Annotated in this window: 18 protein-coding genes; 11 read left to right on the forward strand and 7 right to left on the reverse strand. The window is 56.5% G+C overall.

From position 1 onward, the window contains the following. Nucleotides 1–229 precede the first annotated feature (229 nt). Together EJ361_RS14265 and EJ361_RS14270 are read left to right on the forward strand one after the other, a co-directional pair. Complete coding sequence (locus EJ361_RS14265) at nt 230–448, forward strand: hypothetical protein (RefSeq protein ID WP_126246304.1); 219 nt, start codon at nt 230–232, stop codon at nt 446–448. 232 nt (nt 449–680) lie between these two features. After that, the gene (locus EJ361_RS14270; protein ID WP_126246305.1) at nt 681–2,381 is read left to right on the forward strand and encodes a GMC oxidoreductase; all 1,701 of its coding nucleotides are present in this window, start codon (nt 681–683) and stop codon (nt 2,379–2,381) included. Nucleotides 2,382–2,468: 87 nt separating this feature from the next. On the opposite strand, the gene EJ361_RS14275 is transcribed toward EJ361_RS14270, so the two are convergent. Continuing rightward, nucleotides 2,469–2,741, reverse strand: coding sequence for an RNA recognition motif domain-containing protein (locus tag EJ361_RS14275; protein WP_126246306.1), 273 nt, complete (start codon nt 2,739–2,741; stop codon nt 2,469–2,471). 31 nt (nt 2,742–2,772) lie between these two features. Beyond that, complete coding sequence (locus tag EJ361_RS14280; protein ID WP_126246307.1) at nt 2,773–3,519, reverse strand: acyl-CoA desaturase; 747 nt, start codon at nt 3,517–3,519, stop codon at nt 2,773–2,775. A 285-nt stretch (nt 3,520–3,804) separates the two neighbouring features. Here EJ361_RS14280 and EJ361_RS14285 point away from each other — a divergent pair, with 285 nt between their 5' ends. Further along, nucleotides 3,805–4,251 carry an SRPBCC family protein gene (locus tag EJ361_RS14285; RefSeq protein ID WP_126246308.1) on the forward strand — a complete coding sequence of 149 codons (447 nt, stop codon included), beginning with the start codon at nt 3,805–3,807 and terminating at the stop codon, nt 4,249–4,251. A 110-nt stretch (nt 4,252–4,361) separates the two neighbouring features. Further along, a complete protein-coding gene (locus tag EJ361_RS14290; protein ID WP_126246309.1) occupies nt 4,362–5,519 on the forward strand; it encodes a serine hydrolase domain-containing protein in 1,158 nt (385 codons plus the stop codon). Here EJ361_RS14290 and EJ361_RS14295 read toward each other — a convergent pair. Then, nucleotides 5,516–5,866, reverse strand: coding sequence for a hypothetical protein (locus EJ361_RS14295; protein ID WP_126246310.1), 351 nt, complete (start codon nt 5,864–5,866; stop codon nt 5,516–5,518). The two genes, EJ361_RS14290 and EJ361_RS14295, sit on opposite strands and share 4 nt — an antisense overlap. A 68-nt stretch (nt 5,867–5,934) precedes the next feature. On the opposite strand from EJ361_RS14295, the gene EJ361_RS14300 reads away from it, so the two are divergent. Next, on the forward strand, nt 5,935–6,879 hold the full coding sequence (locus tag EJ361_RS14300) for a sugar phosphate isomerase/epimerase family protein (protein ID WP_126246311.1): 945 nt from the start codon (nt 5,935–5,937) through the stop codon (nt 6,877–6,879). Here the strand turns inward: EJ361_RS14300 and EJ361_RS14305 are convergent. From EJ361_RS14305 to EJ361_RS14320, 4 genes are all read right to left on the reverse strand, one after another. Continuing rightward, nucleotides 6,876–7,100 carry a helix-turn-helix domain-containing protein gene (locus tag EJ361_RS14305; RefSeq protein ID WP_126246312.1) on the reverse strand — a complete coding sequence of 75 codons (225 nt, stop codon included), beginning with the start codon at nt 7,098–7,100 and terminating at the stop codon, nt 6,876–6,878. The two genes, EJ361_RS14300 and EJ361_RS14305, sit on opposite strands and share 4 nt — an antisense overlap. A 2-nt stretch (nt 7,101–7,102) precedes the next feature. Then, nucleotides 7,103–7,732, reverse strand: coding sequence for a DUF2975 domain-containing protein (locus tag EJ361_RS14310; RefSeq protein ID WP_126246313.1), 630 nt, complete (start codon nt 7,730–7,732; stop codon nt 7,103–7,105). Between the two features lie 97 nt (nt 7,733–7,829). Continuing rightward, entirely contained in the window at nt 7,830–8,603 is a 774-nt protein-coding gene (locus EJ361_RS14315) for a response regulator transcription factor (protein ID WP_126246314.1), read from the reverse strand. Between the two features lie 5 nt (nt 8,604–8,608). After that, nucleotides 8,609–11,731, reverse strand: a complete 3,123-nt coding sequence (locus EJ361_RS14320; protein WP_126246315.1) for a two-component regulator propeller domain-containing protein — start codon at nt 11,729–11,731, stop codon at nt 8,609–8,611. Nucleotides 11,732–12,060: 329 nt separating this feature from the next. Between EJ361_RS14320 and EJ361_RS14325 the strand changes: the two genes are divergently transcribed. Genes EJ361_RS14325 through EJ361_RS14350 form a run of 6 tightly spaced genes read left to right on the forward strand, consistent with a single transcriptional unit; the run spans nt 12,061 to nt 23,771 of the window. Then, nucleotides 12,061–15,234 (forward strand): SusC/RagA family TonB-linked outer membrane protein, encoded by a 3,174-nt coding sequence (locus EJ361_RS14325; protein ID WP_126246316.1) that lies wholly within the window; start codon nt 12,061–12,063, stop codon nt 15,232–15,234. A 17-nt stretch (nt 15,235–15,251) separates the two neighbouring features. Further along, nucleotides 15,252–17,147: a RagB/SusD family nutrient uptake outer membrane protein gene (locus EJ361_RS14330; protein WP_126246317.1), complete on the forward strand. Its 1,896-nt coding sequence runs from the start codon at nt 15,252–15,254 to the stop codon at nt 17,145–17,147. Between the two features lie 19 nt (nt 17,148–17,166). Beyond that, nucleotides 17,167–17,874, forward strand: coding sequence for a DUF3823 domain-containing protein (locus tag EJ361_RS14335; RefSeq protein ID WP_126246318.1), 708 nt, complete (start codon nt 17,167–17,169; stop codon nt 17,872–17,874). A gap of 20 nt (nt 17,875–17,894) precedes the next feature. Next, entirely contained in the window at nt 17,895–18,956 is a 1,062-nt protein-coding gene (locus EJ361_RS14340) for a glycoside hydrolase 5 family protein (RefSeq protein ID WP_205687007.1), read from the forward strand. A 26-nt stretch (nt 18,957–18,982) separates the two neighbouring features. Beyond that, nucleotides 18,983–20,560, forward strand: coding sequence for an MFS transporter (locus tag EJ361_RS14345; RefSeq protein WP_205687008.1), 1,578 nt, complete (start codon nt 18,983–18,985; stop codon nt 20,558–20,560). A 4-nt stretch (nt 20,561–20,564) separates the two neighbouring features. Beyond that, nucleotides 20,565–23,771 (forward strand): PVC-type heme-binding CxxCH protein, encoded by a 3,207-nt coding sequence (locus EJ361_RS14350; RefSeq protein ID WP_126246319.1) that lies wholly within the window; start codon nt 20,565–20,567, stop codon nt 23,769–23,771. Nucleotides 23,772–23,774: the final 3 nt, after the last annotated feature.

The following is a 23,774-nucleotide window of genomic DNA, read 5'->3' on the forward strand; positions in this document are numbered from 1 at the left end:
GATCATAGGGGTTATTGCTTGGTTCCGCTTGCGAAGATACCGGGTAGGGCCGTGGATGGAGAACGCCAAACCCCCAAATGAAGGATTACATGGCTGAAACGGGGTTTTATGGTAGCTGGGAGGCTTCCCAATCCGGTAGGTGATCCGGAAAGCCGGAACGAGGATTGACGGGCGATCGCGGGAAACGGCCGGTTGGGTTGATGGCAGGATTCCTGCTGCAATTTTCTTTATGAAAAACCTGCTCCCCATTGTTGCCATGGCCTTCGTGGCCGCCTGCCATGCCGGCCCGGACACCATCAGGGTGTTGACGGCACCCGAAGGGATCACGTTTGAAGTCAACCAGAAAATGTTCTGCACCGGCCTCATCGTTCACGCAACCGGCGCCGATCCTTCCGCATCCTATCTGCCGTTCCTCCCCGGCGCCGTGAAAACCGGTCCGCAGCCGTAAGCTGTTCGTATACTTGTTTCCGTTAGTGATGCGGTGGACGGGCCCCTTCGTAAAGGCCGCCCCGTTATCGGCTGGGGCCGCATCCAGGCATATAGGAACGATAATGGAGACGCTGCGCCCAATGCGCGTTTCGCATGGCGGTATGTGCATGGATGACCAAAAATGTGATGGCTGGTGCGGATTTTTGGGGGATTTTTAGTTGTTTAGGAAGACGAAACCTAACTATACGACGATGATCCACCTGAATCTGAAAGCAAAAGCAGCCAATACCTACGACGCGATCGTGGTGGGATCCGGCATCAGCGGCGGATGGGCCGCGAAGGAACTGTGCGAAAAAGGATTGAAGACCCTCGTGCTGGAACGCGGCAAACAATTCGAGCACGTCAAGGATTATGAAAACGCGACGAAAGACCCCTGGGAGATCGAGCACCGCGGCCGGCTTACGACCGGTCAGGTCAAAGACCATCCTTACCTCACCCGCGAACGGGTGTACTCCGGGTTCAACGACAAATACTGGATAAAAGATACGGAAAGCCCTTACACGGAATCCAAACGCTTCGACTGGGCGCGGGCAGACATCGTGGGCGGGCGCTCCATTATGTGGGGGCGCGGCTCCCTGCGGCTCGGGGAACAGGACTTCGAAGCCAACGCCAAAGAAGGCATCGGCGTCGATTGGCCGATCCGGTACAAAGACCTCGCGCCCTGGTACGATCATGTGGAAGTTTTCGCCGGGATCAGTGGCCAGGCCGAAGGCCTCCCGCAGGTGCCCGACGGCGTTTTCCAGCCGCCCATGGAAATGAACTGTTTCGAGAAAGCCGTGAAGGGAAGGATCGAAATGGCGTTTCCCGGCAGGAAGATGACCATGTTCCGCACCGCCAACCTGACCCGCCCCATCGGTGAGCGCGGCAGTTGCCAGTACCGCAACCTTTGTGATCGCGGATGCCCGTTCGGCGCGTATTTTTCCAGCAATTCCTCCACGCTGCCCGCGGCCGCCAAAACCGGTAACCTCACGCTGCGGCCGGATTCCATCGTGAATTCACTCATCTGGGACGATAAGGAGAACAGGATCACCGGCGTTCGTGTGATCGACAAACACACGAAGGAAATGACGGAGTATTACGCCAGGATCGTGTTCCTCAACGCCTCGGCCATGGCGAGCACCTTTTTATTGCTGAACTCCACGTCGTCGAGGTTCGGGAACGGTGTGGGCAACGATCATGACATCGTGGGCCGTTATCTGATGGACCATCACTTCCACGCCGGCGCCAGCGGCGTTTCCGAAGAGTTCGCCGATAAATATTATTACGGCCGCCGGCCTGCGGGGTTCTTCATCCCGCGGTTCGTGAACCTCAATGGCGACAGGCGAGATTATCTCCGCGGGTTCCAGTATACCGGCTACAGCGCGCGGGGCAACTGGGCGAGGGGCGTAGCGGAATTGGGCGTAGGCGCGGCTTTCAAGGATTACCTGACGGAGCCGGGGCCCTGGCAGATGGGGCTCATGAGCTTCGGCGAATGCCTTCCTTATTACGACAATCGCGTTACGCTCGACCGCTCGAAGCAGGACGCCTGGGGCCAGCCGGTGCTACAGTTCGACGTTGAATTCAAGGAGAATGAAAAGAAAATGCGCAAAGATATGGACGGAGAAGCCGTAGCCATGCTGGAAGCGGCAGGACTGAAAAACGTTACGCCCTTCAACCGCGACTCCTTTCCGGGACAGGCCATTCACGAAATGGGGACCGCCTGTATGGGCCGCGATCCGAAAACGTCTGTCCTCAACGCCTGGAACCAGGTACACGCCGCGCCGAACGTATTCGTGACAGACGGCGCGTGCATGACGTCTAACGCCTGCCAAAACCCTTCGCTGACATACATGGCGCTCACGGCCAGGGCGGCGAACCATGCCGTGGAGGAACTGAAGAAAGGGAATCTCTGACGACAGGTCAGCGCAAAAAAAACATCCCTCACTACACGGTAAAACCATGTGGCGAGGGATGCTTTATTATGGATACGTGACGGGCAGTTAGTATCTGCGGTCGCCACGGTCGCGGTCTACGCGGGGTTTGGCCTCGGAGATGGCGATCTGGCGGCCTTCGATTTCCTTGCCTTCCAGTTCGCGGATGGCGTCGAGGGCTTCCTGGCGCTCGGGCATTTCCACGAATCCGAATCCGCGGGAAACTCCGGTATAGCGATCTACGATCACTTTACAGGATTCCACCCGTCCGAAGGGTGAGAAAATATTGAAAAGATCTTCGTCCCGCAGGTGAGACATGAGATTGGAAACATACAGGTTCATAGTGAACTTTTTTTGATTTGAAATATAAGAGTTAATGCGCCTCCACGAGCTGCGGCTGGTTGAGCCGGATCACCCTCAGCCATGCCAGTAAGCGGATCACCGGGTAAACCGGGTCCAGCTCATGCCAGCGAAAACCGAAGTTGATAGCGGAAGGGCGCTTATGATGATTATTATGATAAGATTCCCCCAACATGAACACATCAAGGTTGAAAAGGTTGCGGGATGTATTCTTCACCTTGAAATTATGATAGCCGTATTTATGCGCGAACCAGTTGATGATGGCGCCGTGCACCGCTCCCATGGCAATTACCACGGGCAGCAACAGCCACAGCCAGGGCGAAGTGGCCCATATCGCGAAAATGGTAATGTAAATCCCTACCCACATCAGGCGGCTCCAGGGGCTACCGGCCCAGCGGTCGAACGCCGGCCATTCCGGAAGGCCCTTCAGGAAACGCTCTTCCACGTCAGCCGATCCGCCGACGATATCGAGGTACACACGGCGGGTACGCCACATCATGGCAAACACGTTTGGCGAAAACTGCGGAGAGTGCGGGTCTTTTTCCGTATCCGTATACGCATGATGCATCCGGTGCATGATCGCGTAGGCGCGGGGGCTCATATAGGACGAACCTTGGGTCAGGTAAGAAAATATATGGAAGAATTTTTCCCAGAAACGATTCATGCGGAATGCGCGATGGGAGGCATAGCGGTGTTGAAAAAACGTCTGCGAAAACAACGACAGATACCAATGCAGCACGAAAAATAAGAAAATAAGCATTTTTGAACTTACTGTTTTAATAAGTAACTCGTGAAAAGCAGCAAATTCAAGAGATAAAACCGTCAAAAGAAGAGAGAGAACGCTAAGAGAAACGGTGATAAGAGAAGAATTCAGTGAATTTCTATCCGCATAAAGGTAGGTCTTTTTATGTTAAAAAAAGCACAAATGGGCTTTGTGGCGAAAATACCCCCTTTTTTGTCATAAGCACACCGCGACGGATATCAACAGGTTAGGCATCTTTGTTGTGTTGATTCCACATCCATTCACCTTACAAAATCCAAAGTCATGAACAAGCAAACACACCAGATCGACATCCAGGCGCCCCGCGAAAAAGTATGGGAAACGCTGTTCGGCGTTGAAACCTATCCGCAATGGACCAAAGCCTTCAACGAAGACTCCCAGGTGAAAACCGACTGGAAAAAAGGCAGCCGCGCCCTGTTCACCGACGGTAACGGCGATGGCATGGTGTCCCGGATCGCGGAAAATATCCCCAACGAATTCATGTCTATCGAACACCTCGGGACCATCATGGGCGGTGTGGAAGACACTACGAGCCCCGAAGTTCAGCAATGGAACGGCGCGCATGAAAATTACCGGCTCCAGGACATTGAGGGCGGCACGCGCCTGCTCATCGAAATGGACATCGATGATAAAAGCGAATACGCTGAAATGTTCGCCGGCATGTGGCCCAAGGCGCTGGCCGCGGTGAAGGAAATTTCCGAAAAGAACTGATCTGCATACTATTTAAACTCAAATCCCGCAAATTGAGCGATCAAATCGCGATTTGAGTAGTTATTCATGCGGTGGATACGGATGTTTGCGTCAAAAAAAAGATCGACCACATGTTCCGCAGATCCATCCTTCCTATTCAACTGCTGCTGACCGTCGCCCTCGCAGCGGCGGGGCAGCAGTCTGCCAACGACCGGGTTTCCCGCCTGGGAGATTCCGCATTCCTGACCTCCTTCCGCCAAAAAATCGAACAGTACAGAAAGCGCTACCACATCCCGGGCCTTAGCGTAGGCATTGTGGCCAATGGGCGGCTTGCCTGGAGCCAGGGCTTTGGCTTCGCCGATATCGGTAACGGCATTGTGCCGGACGAGCACACCAATTACCAGGTGGCGTCCGTGACGAAGACTTTCGGCGCGGTGATCCTCATGCAGCTGGTGTATGAAGGCAAACTGTCTATCAACGATCCCATCAATAAATATGGCATTCAGCTCGGCGCGCGCTGGGGCAGCGATCCCCGCATCAAACTGAAGCACTTGCTCACCCATACCGCAGCAGGCAATGATTTCAACGGCTTCAGGCCCGGGCGGAAATTCATCTACAACGGCGGCTGGTACAACCAGTTGCGACGGCCAATTGAGCAAGCGTCCGGCCAAACGTTCGCGGAACTGATCATGGAAAGGATCGTACGGCCCCTGGGCATGTCACAAACAGCCCCGAGCCCCGACGATCCGGCCAGTTTCCGGCTGACGGGGTTCGATAGCACGGCTTTCGCCGGTACGATGGCGCTTCCGTACGACTGGAACAAAAAGGAGCGCAAACTGGAAAGGGTGAAAAACTTCCATTACGGATTCGGCCCGGCGGCGGGTTTGGTGAGCAACGTGGCCGATCTCGCGAAATATGCCGTGGCGATAGACGAACGGCAGTTCCTCACCCCGGCGCAGTGGGATACGATGTGGACGCCGTTCGTGACCCCTAAAGGCAGGTCCATCCAGTACGGGCAAGGCTGGTTTACAACAAAATACAAAGGGGAAAAAGTAGTGTGGCACACCGGTTGGTGGTACGGGTATTCGGCCCTGTTCCTCATGGTGCCCCGCCGCAAGCTCACTTTCATCGTTCTCGGCAATTCGCAGGATGTTTCCCGTCCGTTTTACCACATCGTACAACCCGCTACATTCCTCCCGGCCAGGCGCGCTCCTTTCAGGAAGAACCTGGTGAACAGGGTGGAAGCCTCCGATTTCGCGCGGGCATTCCTGGAAAGTTTTGTGGATTAACGCCTTTGGGACAATGCGTGCAGCTCTTCGGCGATGACGGATTCCGCGCGCTTTTTGAGCTCGGCGTTGCCTTTGTCCATCAGGTTGAGCAATTGCCTGCATTCCTGGAGGAAAACGGGGGCGAAGTCGGAGTCGTGGCCGGAGATCCCGATGCAGTTGTCGAGGATATCGGCGTATTTGATCGTTTGCGCTTCCGGGCTGTTCCCGGCGATGCGCTTCGCTTCGGCGGCCTTGCGCTTGCGGCGGTTCCAGGTGGGGTAGGTTTGTTTGGTGTACACGTCCGTCAGTTCCACCACCAGCTGCAGCGTGCGCCCGGCTTCGCGTGGTCCATAATATACTGTCAGCAAAAAAAATGCCGCAAGCGGCGTGGAAGATTTTGTGTATTTTGAAGGGAACCCTTTAAATAACAGTGAATATGTCTATCTCCCGTCGCGAATTCATGCGGAACGGCCTGGGCAGCGCCGCATTGCTGGGCATCCCCGCAGGATCGGCCATAGCGGCCGCCACGAGCCCCGCTGCTCCCGTAAATCCCTTCAAACTGGCGATTTCCACCTACTCTTACTGGCATTTCAAAACACCGAAAGTGCCCATCGAAAAAGTGATCGACGAAGCCGCCGCGCTCGATGTGGAAGGGGTAGACATCCTTCACCGTCAAATGGAAAGTGAAGATAATGCTTACCTGCAGCAACTGAAACGCCATGCTTTCCGGAACGGGGTGGACCTGGTGTCGCTGTCCATTCACCAGGACTTTGTGTCGCCAGACGCCGCGGAACGCAGGAAAGACATCGATCATACCATCAAATGCATCGAGCTGGCCTATAAAATGGGCGTGCCCTGCATCCGCCTGAACTCCGGGCGCTGGGGCACCATCAAATCTTTCGACGATCTCATGGCCGCCCGCGGCGTGGAGCCCGCCATTCCGGGATATACCGAAGACGATGCGTTCAAATGGTGCATCGATAGCATCCACCAGTGCCTCGACAAAGCCGCCGAATGCGGCGTGATGCTGGCGATCGAGAACCATTGGGGCCTTACATCGTCTCCCGAAGGACTGTTGCGTATCCGTAAAGCCATCGATTCGCCGTGGATGGGATTGCTCCTCGATACTGGCAATTTCCTTGAGAACCCGTACGATAAACTGAAGATGGTGGCGCCTTACGCCGATTTCGTACAGGCCAAAACCTATTATGGCGGCGGCGAATGGTACACGCTCGACCTCGATTACCCCCGCATCGTCCGCATCTTCCGCGAAGCGAATTACAAAGGCTATATTTCCATCGAATTTGAAGGCAAGGAAGCTGCTGAAACAGGTGTCCGCAAGAGCGTGGATATGCTCCGCAAAGCCATGGCGCAGCCTTAACCCTTTTTATCCGGCCGGTCGGGGATGTACTCGAGTATGTCGCCCGGCTGGCATTCCAGGATGTCGCAGATCATTTCCAAAGAAGAGAACCGGATGGCTTTCGCCTTTCCGGTTTTTAGAATGGACAGATTGGAGAGGGTAATGCCCATCCGGTCCGACAATTCCGTCAGCTGCATTTTACGTTTGGCGAGCATGACGTCGAGATTGACTATGATAGGCATACTTAGATCGTTAACTGGTTTTCCTGATAAATTTCCACACCGCGTTTATACACAACGGCCAGCGCCAGCAATAACAGGCCCATCCAGAAACTGTTCCCCACTTCCACCAGCTGTTGGAAATACGGTGTGAAATAAGGGTTCGTCATCCTGTTGAATATAAAATACCCGATCAGCCGCGCCGCGTCTGCCGCGATGAGCAGCAGCCCGATATTGCGGATGCGTTTGGCGTTGATGGCGCGGAAAGGCTCCGTGGCCGTAGTGTCCGCGAAAATCTTCCGCAGCCATCCCATGCCCGTGACCACGGCTATGGCGCCGAGGAGCGTAATGATGAAACTGTAAATGCCCAGCGGGGAACGGGCGGTAGTGCGCAGTGTATACAAATCCTGTTTCTTCTCCAGCGCGGCGTTTTTTAATTCCCCATAGATGAGCTGCGGAGGCAGCGTGTCTTTGGGAGGAAACGCTTTTACGTCGAAATTGACGGTCAATTGCCGGGTGGTATCCGTCAGTTCGGAACTGCCCATTATAAACGCCATGGATTTTAAGATCACGACAAGCAACGCCAGCAGCGCCACCACATAATAGACGACATTGACAACTGCCCTGACAGCGGTAAAAGTTCTTTGTCCTTGCATCGGGAATACTTTTTTGTTAGGACAAAAGTAGCGCGTGTTTTTCGAAATTCAAAATAAATTTATCGAAAAACAATAAATAATAGTTGATAAAGGATGATTATTCCGCTGCGATGCCGCGTTGTTGCTGTACGTATTGGCTGGGGGAAACGCCAAATTGTTTGATGAAATTCTTGCCGAAATGGGTTTGCGATTTGAACCCCGTCATCATGGCCACTTCATAAATCCGGAGGTTGCGGGAGGCGAGGAGCTCCGCGGCTTTCTTGAGGCGGGAAACGTTGATGAGCTCGTGGGGCGTGAGGTCGGAAATCGCCTTGATCTTGCGGTAGAGGCTCACGCGGCTCATGTTCACGTGGCGGGAGAGGTGCTCTACGTCCAGCTCCGTGTTTTCCAGCTCCTGCAAAATGAACTGGTGGATGGAATGGAGGAACGCCGCGTCTTCGCTCGTATGCGCCATCGCCTGGATGGGCGCCTGCGGCGTACTGGCGAAGTACTGGCGGATTTTATTGCGGTTGCTGAGCAGGTTGGCGATCTGTACCTTGAGGAAAGCCGTGGAAAAGGGTTTTTCGATATACGCATCCGCCCCCGTTTCCAGCCCTTCGATCTTGGACCGGAGGGTATTTTTCGCGGTGAGGAGGATGACGGGGATATGGCTGATGGCGAACGTCGTCTTGATGGTTTTACACAGCTCGAAGCCGTCCATGACCGGCATCATGACGTCGGAAATGACGAGGTCCACGTTTTCCTGGTGCAGCAGCGTCACGGCGTCGCGGCCGTTTTCGGTGCGGATGACCTGGTATTCGGGTTGAAGGATGGAGGACACGAAATCCAGGATTTCTTCGTTATCGTCTGCCAGCAGTATAACAGGTTGCATAGGTGTTAATTTACCATGTTGACGGACGCTCCTTCGGGGATGGTCCAGATGAATATATTGAGGCCGCTTTCGGCGGTAACGTTCAATTCTCCCTTGTGCAGCGCCGTCAGCGACCGGCAGATGCTCAGCCCGATGCCGGTGCCTTTCTGTTTTTCGTTTTCCCGCAGGCGCACGAAAGGCGCGAAAATGCGCTCGCGCATGTCTTCGGGGATGAGCGGGCCGTCGTTGGCCACGGTCAGGCGCACCTGTCCGCCGGCGGTTTCCAGCCTGGCTTCCACCTTGGTTTGCCCGTATTTGATGGCGTTGCTGAAGAGGTTGCTGAATATCTTGTTGACGCTTTCCTCGTCGGCCCAGGCTTTCAGTTCGTTTTCCGGTAACGTCACATGGAACTGGAGTTTGCGTTGCTGTGCGGGAAGGCGGAAATTATCGTACGTATCCTGCAGGATCTTCCGTACATCCAGCAGCTCGAAATCCAGCCGGAACCCCGAAGCTTCGGTCTGCCGGAAATCCAGCAGCTGGTTCGTGAGCTGGACGAGCCGGTTCGTGTTCCGTTCCATAATGGCCAGGTGGTGCTTGTTTTCGGCCAGTGCGCCGGGGTGCTCCATGATTTCTTCCAGCGGCCCTTTGATGAGTGTGAGCGGCGTATTGATCTCGTGGGCCACGTTGGTGAGGAAGTCCACCTTCGCCTGGTACAGTTCCTTTTCCTTTTTCAGTTGCAACGCTTCCATCCGCCGCTTCTGCTTTAATGTTTGCTGCCGGTGGTACCGCGCAATGGCGTAATAACCCGTGGAAACGAGCGCCAGGGCGTACAACAGGTATGCCCACGACGTGGCCCAGAACGGCGGCGTGATCTCGATCTGGAGCATCGCGGCGCCGGGGCGCCGCTTCCCGTTCGCGTCCGTTGTGGTCACGTAAAAGGTATAATGTCCAGGTTTGAGGTCGGTGAAATACACGGTACGGTTGTTTTTCAGCCATATCCAGTCGTTGTCCAACCCCTCCATCCGGTACGCATACGAAATAAGGTCGGGCGCCGTGAAGCTGAGCGCGGCGAAGGCGATGTTGAAATTCGCCTTGTCGTACGGCAGCGTGATTTTCTTCGAGTAGTGGATGTTCCGCTTTTCTTCGGGGCCCATGGTCATATTGCGCACGTCCATCCCTGTAATGTACACCGGCGCGGCGGAAGTGTCGGGCAGGAATTTGTCGGGATTGAAGCGGATCATGCCTTTCACGGAACCGATGTACATGTTGCCGTCTCTATCCTGGTAACCGGAATTGTAATTGAACTGGTTGTTGAGGAGGCCGTGGCTCGTGGTAAAAATCTTCACCGTGCCGGATTCCGGCTCCAGCTGCACGAGCCCCCGCGATGTGGTGGCCCATATCCTGCCTTGCCGATCTTCCAGCAACCGGAAAATGTAATCGCTGGGAAGCCCTTCGGCCATGGTGTAATGCCGCCAGCGGCCGTTGCCGTCCAGCCGCGAAATCCCCCGACCTTCCGTTCCCGCCCAAATCCGCTGCGACCGGTCGATCAAAATGGTGTTGACGTTATTTCCCGCCAGTGAAAACGAATCTTTCGGGTCATGATGATATTGGCCATGCTCGCCGGTCCGCTTGCGGTACCATTGCACGCCGTTGTCTGAAGTGGCCATCCACAGCGTTCCGTCTGCCGATTCTGCGATGCTGCGCTGGCTGGCGATGGGCACCTCTTCCACTTTCCGGAAACGCCCTGCCACGGAATCATATCGCGCCAGTTCGCGGCCGGTGCCAACGAGCATATTGCCGTCGCGCGTGCGGTAGAAATACAATATGAAGTTGCTGGAAAACGATTCGGGGCCGGCGGCGAAATGGGCGACCGTGTTGCCGGTCCGGATGTCCATCACATCCACGCCGTTGTCTAAAGTCCCGATCCAGAGGCGGTTACCGTCTGCGTACAATCCGTGGATATTGGTGTGGGAAAGGGCTTTGCTGCCGTTGTTGCGGGGCGTGTACTGCCGGATGCGGCCGGTTTTCACATCCACGCGGTTCACACCGTTGTCTTCCGTTCCCGCCCAGATATTCCCGTACATGTCTTCGCAGATTTCACGGACGGCATTGCCGCTAAGGGTATGCGCGGTATTGTCTGGCCAGTATTTTTCGAAATAGGTGTACTGTTTGGGATAGTAATTGATGCCCCCGAAATAGCTACCCGCCCACATGCCGCCTTCCCGGTCTTTGTGGAGGCAGTAAATGGCGTTGTCGGTGAGACTATACGGATTATTATACTGTTTGCGGAGATTGACGCAATGTTTGGTAGTTACGTTGAAGATGTAAATCCCTGATTCCGTGGCGATCCAGTAATCATCTCCGCTATGATGGGCGATGTACCGCACATAGACGCCCACGTCGCCGTCCGACCGGGTGATGATATCTTCATATGTGTTTTTCGCGGGATCGAGGAGTTTGAGGCCCTGGTTGGCCGTGCCTGCCAGCAGTCGCCCGTCTGGCAACGCATACAGATGTGTGATGAGGCGGGTGTGGGGTTTGGGGGAATGATGCCAGACGTCCCACCGGCCCAGGGAATCGCCGAACAAACGGATGTCTCCGCCCGGTGTGGCGAACCATACTTTACCGTTTTGGGCGATATGGATGTTGCTGACGGAAGATGGAACGCCGCTCCCGGTAACGGGCGTGCAGCTATTCTTATGGGGGTCGTATCGATATGGGCGCCCCCAGCTCACGAACCAGAGATTTCCCTGCCGGTCTGTCCGTAGGGCAGTCGCATCCTGGCCCGGGGGAGACGGCACCCGTTCGAAGTTTTCCGTGGCCGCGAGGTAGCGGTACAGGCCGTTGCCGGCGCCGGCGTATAACTGGCCGTTATCGTCTACACATAAAGAGAAAATGAAATTGTCGCCGATGGCCGTGCTGTCTCCCGCCTTTTCACGGAACACGCGGAACTCGCGCCCGTCGAACCGGTTGAGCCCGTCTTTGGTGCCCGCCCAGATGAATCCCTGCTTGTCCTGCACCACGCAGAACACGGTGTTGTGGGACAGGCCGTCTTCCACCTGGTAATCCCTGAAATAGAATTGCTGCGCCGCTACGGGGGTAGCGAAGGAAAGACATAGCAAAGTCAGTATGGGAACGATCGGCTGCAACGTGGTGGAATTGTAAGGCTACGTAAATATAAAAATATCCGGGAGGATGGCGAGGGATTGAAACGAAATGGCGAAAAATTGAAATGAATCGGCCAATGCTTGCCGAATGTTTTTTCTTTCTTTGATCCGCGTTGAAGAAAAACTGATATCAGCCAGTAATATGACAGCTCCCCGCGAAAACCGGTCCCACGGCCGGACGGGGCTTCTATTGCGTATGCGGAGGCAGGAACAACACACGTCTAATGGTTCGTCGAATTCAAGGTATGAAAAGACCGGCCCAGCCGGGGATTGAAGACAGCATCCTTTAATCACCCAAAATCATTTCACGTATGAACGACACTGCACTACAAAAAGCAGCGACGGCGGGTATCGCGAAGATACTCCTACTGCTGTTGCTTTGCCTGCCGCTGGCAGGGACCTTTGCGCAGACAGGCCCGCAAAAGGTTTCGGGTTTCGTGCGCGACAGCGCCGGATCGCCGCTCCCACAGGTAACCGTGTATGAAAAAGGTACCCGCAATGGTACGCTTTCCGGGGCGGACGGGCAATTCACCATCATGGTGAAACCCAATGCCATCCTTGTTTTTACCATGATAGGCTTCCGCACCCGGGAACTGGCCGCCACGCCGGGAGCGGCCATGAACGTGGCCCTGCCCAGTTCCGCTACCGAGTTGACGGACGTAGTGGTGGTAGGATATGGCGCGGCACGGAAAAAATCCCTCACCAACGCCATCTCCAGCGTGTCCGCACAAGACATCGGCAATGTGCGCGGCGGCGCCACCGTGAGCACCACGCTCGCGGGGAAAGTGCCCGGCGTATCGTTCCGGATGCCCGACGGGCGGCCCGGCGCTTCCGCATCCATCCAGATCCGTAACCTCGGCCGGCCGCTCTATGTGATCGACGGGGTGCAGCAGGACGAAGGACAATTCAATAACATTTCACCTAACGACATCGAAAGCATTTCTTTCCTCAAAGACGCGTCTGCCGCCATTTACGGTGTGCGTGCGGCCAATGGGGTAGTGGTGGTGCAAACGAAAAGGGGCCGCACCGGCAGCCGCAGTTCCATCAACCTCGACGCCAACTGGGGCTTCCAGAGCTGGACGCGCTTCATCGATGTGCTCGACAATTCCCACGAGTACATGAAACTGAAAGCCGAAGCCGAAATGAACCGGTTCCCCAATATCGGCGACAATCCCATCACCACCAACATCACGCCCGAAGAACTGGAAAAATACCGGCTGGGCACGGATTACGGCTATAAAAGCTTCAACTGGCGCGATTATATCGTGAAAGAAAACACCCCGCTCAACCAGTACAATCTCAACTTCACCGGCGGTACCGATCGCGTGACGTATTATGTTTCCGCTACGCGGACGTTCCAGAACTCCGTGCTGGGCCGCGAATACAAATTCACCCGTACCAATATCCAAAGTAACATCTCCGCGAAAGTGGCCAACGGCCTGCGCGTGGGAACGAGTATCAACGGCCGCGTGGAAACCCGCGACAATCCGGGGGTTCCGGGCGGGGACGACTACTGGCAGGCGCGCTTCGCGATCCTGCGGAACACGCCCATGGAACGCCCCTTCGCCAACGATAACCCGGCTTACCTGAACGATATCAAGCATAACGAAACCAACTGGGGCTACCTCAACACACGCTACGCCGGCAAATTCAAGAACGAATGGCGACAGCTCCAGATGAACCTCGACGCGGAGTGGGACGTGCCCTTCGTGGAAGGCCTCAAGATCAGCGGGCTGTACTCGTATTACCTGGCGGATAACCTCCTCAACAACCACGAGTACACTTACGATACGTATACCTACAATCCTTCCACCGACACCTACACCCGCACGGGCGGTTCCACCAACCCCTGGCGCGAACGCAACCAGGAAAAGCAGATCAACCAGAGCTCGCAGATACGGATCGGGTACGAAAGGAAGTTCGGCGACCACAAGATCAACGCCATGGTGGTGAGCGAGCGCATCAACAACCAGCGCCTCCGCAACTGGATCCACGCCGTACCCATCTCGAACCAGCTGCCGCTTATCTATTTCAATACTTCGGATACCTACACCGACCAGGACAACCGCCAGACGCGTACCGGCATCGCCGGGCGCCTGAACTACGAATACGGCAACAAATACTTCATCGAAGGCCTCATGCGCCGCGATGCCTCGTTCCTTTTCGCACCAGGCAAGCGCGTGGGTTACTTTCCCAGCGTTTCCGCCGCATGGCGCGTCACGGAAGAAGGGTTTATGAAAAATCTCCTAGGCAACGGGAGCATCCTGTCGGACTTCAAGGTTCGCGGTTCGTACGGTATTCTGGGCGACGACGGCGAAGCGCTCGGCCTGGCGGAATTCGCCTATTACGAAGGCTACAATTACAACGACGGTATCGCGATACTGGACGGCGTGGCCGTTGTCGGCTCGCGCGACAGGGGCGTTCCCATCACGAACATCAGCTGGCTGGAAAGCTCCATCACCAACGTGGGCTTTGATTTCAGCATGCTCGGCGGTCGGTTGAACGGCGCTTTCGATTACTTCGTTCGCAAACGGAACGGGCTCCGCGGCCGTAAGCAGGACATTTTGCTGCCTTCCGAGCTCGGATATGCGCTGCCCGATGAAAACATCAATAAAGACAAGCGTTTCGGACAGGATTTCTCGCTCAGCTACAGTGATAAGTCGGGGAAATTGTCGTACCGCATCGGTGGAAATATCTCCTATTCCCGCGGCCAGTTCATTTCTTCCTACAATCCGCTGTTCTTCAACTCGGTAGACCGCTACTTCAATTCCGGCGAAGGCCGTTTGCAGGGCTTTACCTGGGGATGGGAAGCAGTAGGGCAGTTCAGGACGCAGGAAGAGATCGACAACTATCCCGTCAACATCGACGGAAAGGGCAACAGGAGCCTCCTGCCCGGGGATATCATTTACAAGGACGTGGACGGCGACGGGCGCATCACCGATAACGACCGCCGGCCCATGGGCTGGGCTTCCGGCCAGCAGCCCAACATGAACTTCGGCCTGCAGATCGGGCTGGGTTATGAAGGGTTCGACTTCACGGCCGATTTCTCCGGCGCTTCGCATTTCACCTGGATTCAGGAATGGGAGATGAAAGTGCCTTTCATCAACGATGGTAACCTGAACAAAATATTCACCGACCGCTGGCACCGCGAAGATATTTACGATCGCAACAGCGCATGGCAGGCCGGCAAATATCCCGCGCTGCGCTACAACGACCAGGGGCATAGCAACAACCGCGCGTCCACTTTCTGGAACCACAACATCACGTATTTCCGCGCCAGGACGATCGAACTGGGGTATACTTTGCCCACGCCGCTGGTGAACCGCGCCAAAATCCAGAAAGCGCGCTTCTACGTGAATGCGTACAACCTCTTCATCCTCGACAACATGAAAGCCTACAGCACCGATCCGGAGATCACGGAAACGAACGGGTTGCAATATCCGCAGAGCAAGGTGTTTAACGTTGGCTGCAGTCTTTCATTCTAATCCTTCAATCATCCGTTATGAAAAAGATTCTTTCCATCATATTACTGGCGTCGATGTTTGCGGGGGGATGCAAGCCCGAAAGCGAATTCCTCACCGTAGACCCGACGAATATTCTCAATAACGAGCAGGCGTTCAACGATCCTGCGCTGGTGCTGTCGATGCTCGCGAATTTTTACAACCGGCAATCCGATTTCTCCACCGTGAAGAACTGGGAATCGATGTCGGATTTCAGTGAAAGCTTCCCTTCCCAGAATGGCGGCCCGAAGTCGATCGTAGAGCGCAACCAATGGGATTTCGGTTTCTGGAGCACCTGGGACTATACCCTCATCCGCGAACTGAACCTCTTCCTGCAAAGGCTGAACGCGGCTACCAGGCTGAAAGACGAAGATAAAAAGCGTTTCACGGCCGAAGGGCGCTTCCTCCGCGCTTATTACTATTTCGAAATGGTGAAGCGGATGGGCGGGGTACCGCTGATCCTCGAGCCCATGACCTGGGATTACAAGGGCGACCCCACGTACCTCCGGCATGCGCGTGCTACCGAAGCGGCCATGTACGACTTCGTCATCGCCGAAATGCAGGCCATCCGCAACGATCTGCCCGCCGATGTGAACGTGAAATCGCGCGCCAGCCGCGGGGCGGCCCTGGCCATGGAGTGCCGGGCGGCGCTGTACGCCGGGTCTATCGCCAAATACGGCGGGCTTACGCCTTCGGTGTCTTTACCGGGCGGTGAAGTGGGCATCCCCGCCGCGAAAGCGCAGGACTATTACACGAAATCACTCGCCGCCGCGCAACTCCTCATCGCCGGTACCGCCGGAACTTACGGGCTGTACATGCGCAACGCCGACCTTTCCGAAAATTTTGCGGCGCTGTTTTACGACAAGGTGAGCAATCCCGAAAGCATTTTTATTGAAGATTTCAAGCTCAAAAGCGGCAAGGTACACGGGTTTACGCAGGTGAACCAGCCGCGCTTCGGGGCGGAAGAGGAAGAGGGCGGAAGGATCAATCCGTCCCTGAACCTGGTGCAGGCTTTCGAAAAACTGGATAACACGTTCGCGCCGCTGCCGATCAGGGACGGTGCGGGCAACCCCATCTACTACAACACCCAGGCGGAGATTTTCGCCGGGCGCGATGCGCGCCTCGCCGGCACCGTGATGCTCCCGGGTACCAGCTTCAAGCGCCGCCAGGTGGATATCTGGGCGGGTTACGTGCTGGCAGACGGTTCCGTGATCACGGGAGACGACCGCGGTTCCCAGAAAACCCTTCCCGGGCAAACGCAGCCGGTGCAGGTAGTCGGGTTCGACGGGCCCATCCATGGCAAGGAGTTCACCGCGCAGTCCGGTTTCTATCTCCGCAAGTACCTCGACCCCACGGTGGGATCGGGCTCGCGGGGAACGGGGAGCGAGGTGCCGTTTATCCGGTACCGTTATGCGGAAGTGTTGCTGAACGCTGCCGAAGCCGCCTTTGAACTGGGGCAGCCCGGCGTGGCGGCGGGCTACATGAACCAGGTGCGCGAGCGCGCAGGGCTCATCGTTCCCCTCGGCGCGGGAGACATCAACCTCGGCCGCATCATGCACGAGCGCCGCGCGGAGCTATCTTTCGAAGGGCACATCGTGTTCGACCAGAAAAGATGGCGCAACGCCCATGTGTTGTGGGACGGGGTGCCCATGAACGAAGCCGACCTGCTGTCGAACATCGGGTCGCCGGCCAAGCATAATACGCAGCCATACTCGCTCTGGCCTTATAAAATCCATCATCCCGGCAGCCCTACGCACGGGAAATGGATGTACCGGATCATCAAATCACCGCTGGTAACGGGCACCAACCGGTTCCGGCTCGGCAATTACTATTCGTTCATCAACAACGATATCCGGTCCAACAACCCGAAGATCGTTCCCAACCCGAACCAGGACTAAACCACAAAATCCTCCGATCATGAAAATACGTTTTGCATATATACTTCCCCTCCTGGCCGTGCTGGCGGCATCGTGCAGGAAAGACAACTACGATCCGCCGCAGGCGCGCCTGCATGGCCGGCTGGTATACCAGGGCCAGGGCATCCCCGTAGAATACAACCAGGTGCCGTTCCAGTTGTACCAGTTCGGCTTCGGGAAAGTAGGGCCTGTTTCCAACACCACCTTCACGCAGGATGGTACTTACTCCGTGCTGCTGTTCGAAGGCGAGTACAAACTCACCGTGCCCAACGGCCAGGGGCCTTTCCTCTGGAAGAAACTGCCCGACGGGCGGCCGGATTCCATCGCTGTCAACATCAGCGGCGATCTGCAGCTCGACCTGGAAGTGACGCCTTTCTACATGATCCGCAACGTGAACATGCGCGCGGCTTCCGGAAAAGTAACGGCCACTTTCGCGCTGGAAAAGATCGTGAACGGGGCCGACGGCAGGAACGTGGAGCGCGTCAACCTGTACATCAACAAAACGGCATTCGTTTCCAGCGGCGGCGATTACAGCATTGCGTCGTCGCAGAAGAACGCGGGCGCCATTACCGACCCGGCAAGTGTTTCGATGGAAGTGACCGTTCCCGCGCTGGTGCCTGCCCAGTCTTACATCTTCGCAAGGGTAGGATTGAAGTTGCAGGGTGTGGAAGACATGATATTTTCTCCTGTCATCAAGATAAACCTTTGACAATAGTTTAAACGAGTATTATGAAAAGCAAGATTGTGCATGTATGGCTGATTTGCCTGGCGTTCGTGATGCCGGCGAAAGCGCAAAACGAAAGGCCGGTATGGTCAAAAGAGCAAGCATGGAAATGGCATCAATCCACCCCCTGGATGGCGGGCGCCAATTTTTACCCGGCGTCGGCCATCAACCAGCTGGAGATGTGGCAGGCGGGATCGTTCGACACGGCCACCATTTCCCGGGACCTCGGCTACGCCGCGGGTATCGGGATGAAAGTGATGCGCGTGTACCTCCATCACCTGGCCTGGAAAGAAGACAAGGCCGGCTTCAAGCAGCGCATGAATACGTACCTCACCATCGCAAACCGCCATGGCATCCGCACGATCTTCACCATTTTCGACGACTGCTGGAACACTACATACGCCGCGGGAACGCAGCCTGCACCCAAACCGGGCATCCATAACTCGGGCTGGGTGCAGGACCCGGGGCGCCTCCTCCACGACGATCCCTCGCTCATGGCCACCCTGGAAACCTACGTGAAAGACGTGCTCAATACGTTCGCCAAAGACCGCCGCATCCTGCTGTGGGACCTTTACAACGAGCCCGGCAACTCCGGATGGGGTGATACCTCCATGCCGCTGCTGAAAAACGTATTCATCTGGGGCCGCACCGTGAACCCGGGCCAGCCCCTGAGCGCGGGCGTGTGGAATTTCAGCCTGAAAAACCTCACTAAATTCCAATTGGAGCAATCCGACGTTATCACATACCACGACTACACAGACAGGCACCTCATCGTTGCGGATTCCCTGTTGAAAGTAACCGGCAAGCCGCTGGTGTGCACCGAATACATGGCCCGCACGCGTAACAGCCATTTCGCCAATACCTTGCCCGGACTGAAAGAGCGGGGCATCATTGCCGTGAACTGGGGCCTGGTGCAGGGCAAATCGAACACTATTTACGCCTGGGACACGCCCATGAAAGACGGCGCTGAGCCGAAGGTATGGTTCCACGATATCTTCCGGCCCGACGGGCGCCCGTACGATGCTTCGGAGACGGCGCTCATCCGCCGGTTGACGCTGGGCAGATAGCAGGCAGACACTAAAAAATTACAAGTATGGATATGATTACAACCGCCCCGCCGCACGCTGTCAAGGCTGCGGCGGACCTGGGCGGCAGAGACCGCCGTTTGCTCTTCTGGGGCTGCTTTACGGTGCTGGTGGCTTCCGCGTTCGGATTCGTTTTCCGTTCTTTTCTCATGGACGGATGGGGTACGCAGTTCGGGCTCAGCAAAACGCAGCAGGGCGAAATCTTCGGCGTGAGCTTCTGGCCCTTCGGGATCAGCATCGTGCTGTTCAGTCTCGTTATCGATAAGGTCGGCTACAAATCGGCCATGATCTTCGCTTTCGCCTGCCATTGCGCCTCCGTGCTGCTCACCGTGATGGCCACGGGTTACTGGATGCTCTATGTCGGAACGCTGCTTTTCGCGCTGGGTAACGGCGCGGCCGAAGCGGTGGTGAACCCGGTAGTGGCCACCATGTACCCGCGGGAAAAAACGAAATGGCTCAATATCCTTCATGCCGGATGGCCGGCGGGAATGGTGCTGGCCGGGCTGCTGGGCATCGCGCTGATACATTTTCAGGTGAGATGGGAGATCATGATCGGTTGCATTTTGTTGCCGGTAATCGCCTATGGATGGATGATCATGGGGAAGAAGTTCCCGGTGAGCGAAAGGGTACAGGCGGGCGTGTCGTACCTCGACATGGTGCGCGAAGTAGGCATCCTCGGTATTCTGCTCATCGTTTCGCTGTGCGTGTTCCAGGCCGGAAGCCTGCTGAACTGGTCGCTGGCGGGGAAGATCGCCGTAACGCTGGGCATCACTGCCGCCGCGGGGCTCGTGGTAAAATCGTGGGGGCGGCCGATGTTCATACTCCTGTTGCTCGTCATGGTTTTACTGGCCACCACCGAACTGGGGACCGACAGCTGGATCACCGACCTCATGACGCCCGAAATGGCCAAAATGGGCCTCCAGGGCGGGTGGGTCCTTATTTATACTTCGCTCATCATGGCGGTGTTGCGTTTCTATGCCGGGCCGATCGTTCATCGTTTTTCCCCATTGGGTTTGCTGGCCGTGAGCGCCGCCGTCGCTTTCGCGGGATTGAATTTCCTGTCGTGGTCTACCGGCGTCATGATCCTCGTGGCGGCTACAGTGTACGCGTTAGGGAAAACGTTTCTATGGGGCACGATGCTGGGCGTTGTGGCCGAACGTTTCCCCAAGGGCGGCGTGCTCGCCCTGAATTTTACGGGGGCCGTGGGGCAGGTGGGCGTTGGCGTTATCGGTGCGGTGATTTTGGGATTTGTGCAGGATAAGCAGCTGGACAAGAACCTCGTCCGCTACGACGCCGAAAACCAGACCGCCCTTCACGCCACCTATCTCACCCAGGAACGCAAAAGCCTCTTCGGCGAATACCGCGTGCTCGACAATGCGCGCCTCGAAACCGCGCCCGTGGCGGCGAAGGAAACCATCCGGGACGTCCGGGAAGGCGCGAAGAAAGACGCGCTCCGCACCGTGTCCATATTCCCCGTCATCATGCTCCTCTGCTACCTGGGCCTGATTTTCTGGTTCAGCAAGAGAGGCGGGTACAAACCGGTGCTGTTGGCGCCCGCGGAATCCCATCCATCATCAAATAACTGACGACATGAAACGAATACTGGCTATATTATTGACAGGAATGATCTGTGCCTGGGCGCCCGCGCCCCGAAACGATGCAGGGAGGAGAGCGGAAGCCCTGTTCGTCGGCAGCAGCAGTAATGTGCAGGCCACCTGGCTGGCCACGAAGCTGTTCAAAAGCGGCGTCAACATTACTTACACCGAACGGCCGGACGATCTTCATCCCGCAAAACTCGCCGCTTTCGACGCCGTGATCTATTGCACCACCCAACCGCCTTCCGCCGCCGCACAAGCCGCGCTCCGTGCGTTCGTTGACGGCGGGAAAGGATTGCTGGTGCTGCACCAGGGCGCAGAAGGCCTCCGCGCCCTGGCCTGGGCGAAGCAATCGGGCAACCCCGGCAAAGGGCGCGTGATCGTGATGCCGGATGGTAAAAACGACGAAGTCTGGAAGCACGTCGCTTTCCTCGACCGCATCCGCAACGCCGTCATGGAAGCGATAGGCGAGGAAGCAAGGGCCCGCATCGCAGCGGCGAAAATCCCAGATGCCGATATCTACAATTCCGATACCATCGCGGATTACACCAGGCGCTACAACGTCCCCAAATTCCAGGAAGCCCTGCCACCCGCGGAGTCCAACAAGCTCACGCAGGTGCCGGCGGGATTCGAGATACAACTCTTCGCGCAGGAGCCCGATATCACCAAACCCATTGCCATGGCCTGGGATGAAAAAGGAAGGCTCTGGATCGTGGAAACGGTAGATTATCCCAACGATTTCGTGGAAACGGACTCCACGGCCAACGATCGCATCAAGATCTGCGAAGATACCGACGGAGACGGCCGCGCGGATAAATTCACCGTTTTCGCCGACAGCCTCAACATCCCCACCAGCATCGCTTTCGCCAACGGCGGCGTCATCGTGTCCATGGCGCCGGATTTCCTCTTTCTGCAGGATACGGATGGAGACGATAAGGCCGATGTGCGCAAAGTGATTTTTACAGGTTGGGGAAAGCAGGATACGCACGCCGGTCCGTCGAACCTCCAATACGGCTTCGATAACAGGATCTGGGGGGTGACGGGGTATTCCGGATTCGATGGCACCATCAACGGCGAACGGCAGAAATTCCCGCAGGGCGTGTATCACTTCAAACCCGACGGGTCCGATTTCAAATTTCTCGGCCGCACGTCCAACAATACCTGGGGATTGGGCTTCACGGAAGACAACCACGTTTTCATTTCCACCGCCAACAATACCCACAGCGCCTGGTTCTCCATGCCGTTCTGGTACATGCAGCGTAAGCTGGACGTGGGTGCTGCCGATCCCGTGCAAAAGATCGACGGGCATTACGACGTGCATGCCATGACGCCGAACCTTCGCCAGGTGGATGTAATGGGCGGGTTCACTTCCGCCACCGGCCACCATTTCTATACGGCCCGCAGTTTCCCGAAGGAATACTGGAACCGGGTGGCGTTCGTCAACGAGCCGACCGTCCGCCTCGTGCACAGCGCCATCATCGAAAAAAATGGAGCCGGATTCAAGGAGAAAGACGGATGGAACCTCATGGCGAGCTCCGACGAATGGTTTGGCCCCGTTCACGCGGAAACCGGCCCCGATGGCGCGGTTTGGGTGGCCGATTGGTATAATTTCATTATCCAGCATAATGTGTTCGTGAAGGAACAGGCGCCCCGGGAAACCATCCTTCCCTTCACGGAACAGCCGCATGGAAAGGGCAATGCATTCGAGAGCGAGCACCGCGATGTATCGCACGGCCGTATTTACCGGGTGGTGTATAAGAACGCGAAACCCTACGTGCCGGTGCGCCTTTCGGGAAACGATACGGCTTCGCTCCGTAAAGGCCTGATGCACGAAAACATGTTTTGGCGGATGACGGCGCAACGCCTCATCGTCGAAGAAAAACTCACGTCCATGGCCCCTGTGCTGCATAAAATAGCCGCCAGCAGGGCGGTAGACGCGGTAGGATTGAATAGTCCTGCCGTACACGCCCTCTGGACGCTCCACGGCCTGGGCCTCGAAGATGCGGCCACGTTCCGGGTTTTTGCGGCGGCGTTGAAACATCCCGCGTCCGGCGTACGGAAAGCGGCGGCGGAAGTGCTGCCGAAAACCGCGAAAGGCCAGGCGGCTTTGATCGCCAGCGGGATTTTGCAGGACAGGGATCTGCAGGTGCGTTTGGCCGCCATCAAGCAATTGGTGGAATACCCGGAGTCGGAAGCCGCCGGTGCGGCCGTGTACCGCATGAGCGCAGTGGCGCAGAACAGGAAGGATCCCTTCCTCGCCAAAGCCTTGCTGGCAGCGGCGGCTCGCCATGAGAAAGGGTTCCTGTCCGCCGCAGGCAAGGCATCCACACCTGCCGGTGCCTTCACGAAGCAATTAACGGAAGCTTTATATCACGAAGACTATGCTTTAGATCCCCGCGGATTCATGCCCGCCGCGCCCGACGTAAATGGTAAGGAAATAACGATCAGGGCTGCGGTGGGTGCTTCCCGGGAAGGGAAAACTCCTTCCGGAACGATCCTTTCGCAGGGCGATGGCACTAACGGCTACACGCTCGCCGTTCGCAACGGCAAGCTGCAAATGGACGTGGTAAAGGCCGGGAAGACCTACAGCGCCGTTTCCACCGCCGAATTGCCCGAAAAAGCCGACGTGGAAGCGCAATTGGCGAAGAACGGGAGCATCCGCCTGAAAGTAAACGGGGAAGCGGCCGGAAGCGGCAGGGCGCCGGGATTGTTTAATGTTAAAACGGAAGGCTGGCGGACGGAAGACCGCTTCGCCGGACAATTGCGCAACATAACCCTCACGCTCGACCGTTCCGCGCCCAAACCCGCATCCGAAGCGGCACCTGCGCTGGTGATCGATCTGAAGGTCGTAAAAGACATCATGCAGTACGACAAGAAAAAACTCAGCGTGAAGGCCGGGCAGAAGGTAACGATCCGCCTCGAGAACCCGGACGGGATGCAGCACAACCTGCTCATCCTCAAGCCCGGCACCCTCGCGAAAGTGGGCGCCGCTGCCGACGCCATGGTCCGCGATCCGAACGCTTCCAAAATGCAGTATGTGCCCAAAGTGCCGGAAGTGCTGCATGCCACGCGGCTGCTCAATCCGGGAGAAACGGTGAGCCTCACGTTCACGGCGCCCGCCGCGCCGGGGGATTACCCTTTCGTATGCACCTTTCCCGGCCACTGGCGCGGGATGAACGGAATTCTTCAAGTTGTTAAATAAATG

The sequence above is a fragment of the Chitinophaga rhizosphaerae genome, from assembly GCF_003958645.1.
Taxonomy (GTDB): Bacteria; Bacteroidota; Bacteroidia; order Chitinophagales; family Chitinophagaceae; genus Chitinophaga; species Chitinophaga rhizosphaerae.

Coding starts and splice junctions, on each gene's coding strand:
- EJ361_RS14325 (WP_126246316.1), top strand. CDS start 12,061: ATGAACGACACTGCACTACAAAAAGCAGCGACGGCGGGTATCGCGAAG.
- EJ361_RS14345 (WP_205687008.1), top strand. CDS start 18,983: ATGGATATGATTACAACCGCCCCGCCGCACGCTGTCAAGGCTGCGGCG.
- EJ361_RS14270 (WP_126246305.1), top strand. CDS start 681: ATGATCCACCTGAATCTGAAAGCAAAAGCAGCCAATACCTACGACGCG.
- EJ361_RS14285 (WP_126246308.1), top strand. CDS start 3,805: ATGAACAAGCAAACACACCAGATCGACATCCAGGCGCCCCGCGAAAAA.
- EJ361_RS14300 (WP_126246311.1), top strand. CDS start 5,935: ATGTCTATCTCCCGTCGCGAATTCATGCGGAACGGCCTGGGCAGCGCC.
- EJ361_RS14340 (WP_205687007.1), top strand. CDS start 17,895: ATGAAAAGCAAGATTGTGCATGTATGGCTGATTTGCCTGGCGTTCGTG.
- EJ361_RS14310 (WP_126246313.1), bottom strand. CDS start 7,732: ATGCAAGGACAAAGAACTTTTACCGCTGTCAGGGCAGTTGTCAATGTC.
- EJ361_RS14265 (WP_126246304.1), top strand. CDS start 230: ATGAAAAACCTGCTCCCCATTGTTGCCATGGCCTTCGTGGCCGCCTGC.
- EJ361_RS14350 (WP_126246319.1), top strand. CDS start 20,565: ATGAAACGAATACTGGCTATATTATTGACAGGAATGATCTGTGCCTGG.
- EJ361_RS14315 (WP_126246314.1), bottom strand. CDS start 8,603: ATGCAACCTGTTATACTGCTGGCAGACGATAACGAAGAAATCCTGGAT.
- EJ361_RS14335 (WP_126246318.1), top strand. CDS start 17,167: ATGAAAATACGTTTTGCATATATACTTCCCCTCCTGGCCGTGCTGGCG.
- EJ361_RS14290 (WP_126246309.1), top strand. CDS start 4,362: ATGTTCCGCAGATCCATCCTTCCTATTCAACTGCTGCTGACCGTCGCC.
- EJ361_RS14305 (WP_126246312.1), bottom strand. CDS start 7,100: ATGCCTATCATAGTCAATCTCGACGTCATGCTCGCCAAACGTAAAATG.
- EJ361_RS14275 (WP_126246306.1), bottom strand. CDS start 2,741: ATGAACCTGTATGTTTCCAATCTCATGTCTCACCTGCGGGACGAAGAT.
- EJ361_RS14280 (WP_126246307.1), bottom strand. CDS start 3,519: ATGCTTATTTTCTTATTTTTCGTGCTGCATTGGTATCTGTCGTTGTTT.
- EJ361_RS14330 (WP_126246317.1), top strand. CDS start 15,252: ATGAAAAAGATTCTTTCCATCATATTACTGGCGTCGATGTTTGCGGGG.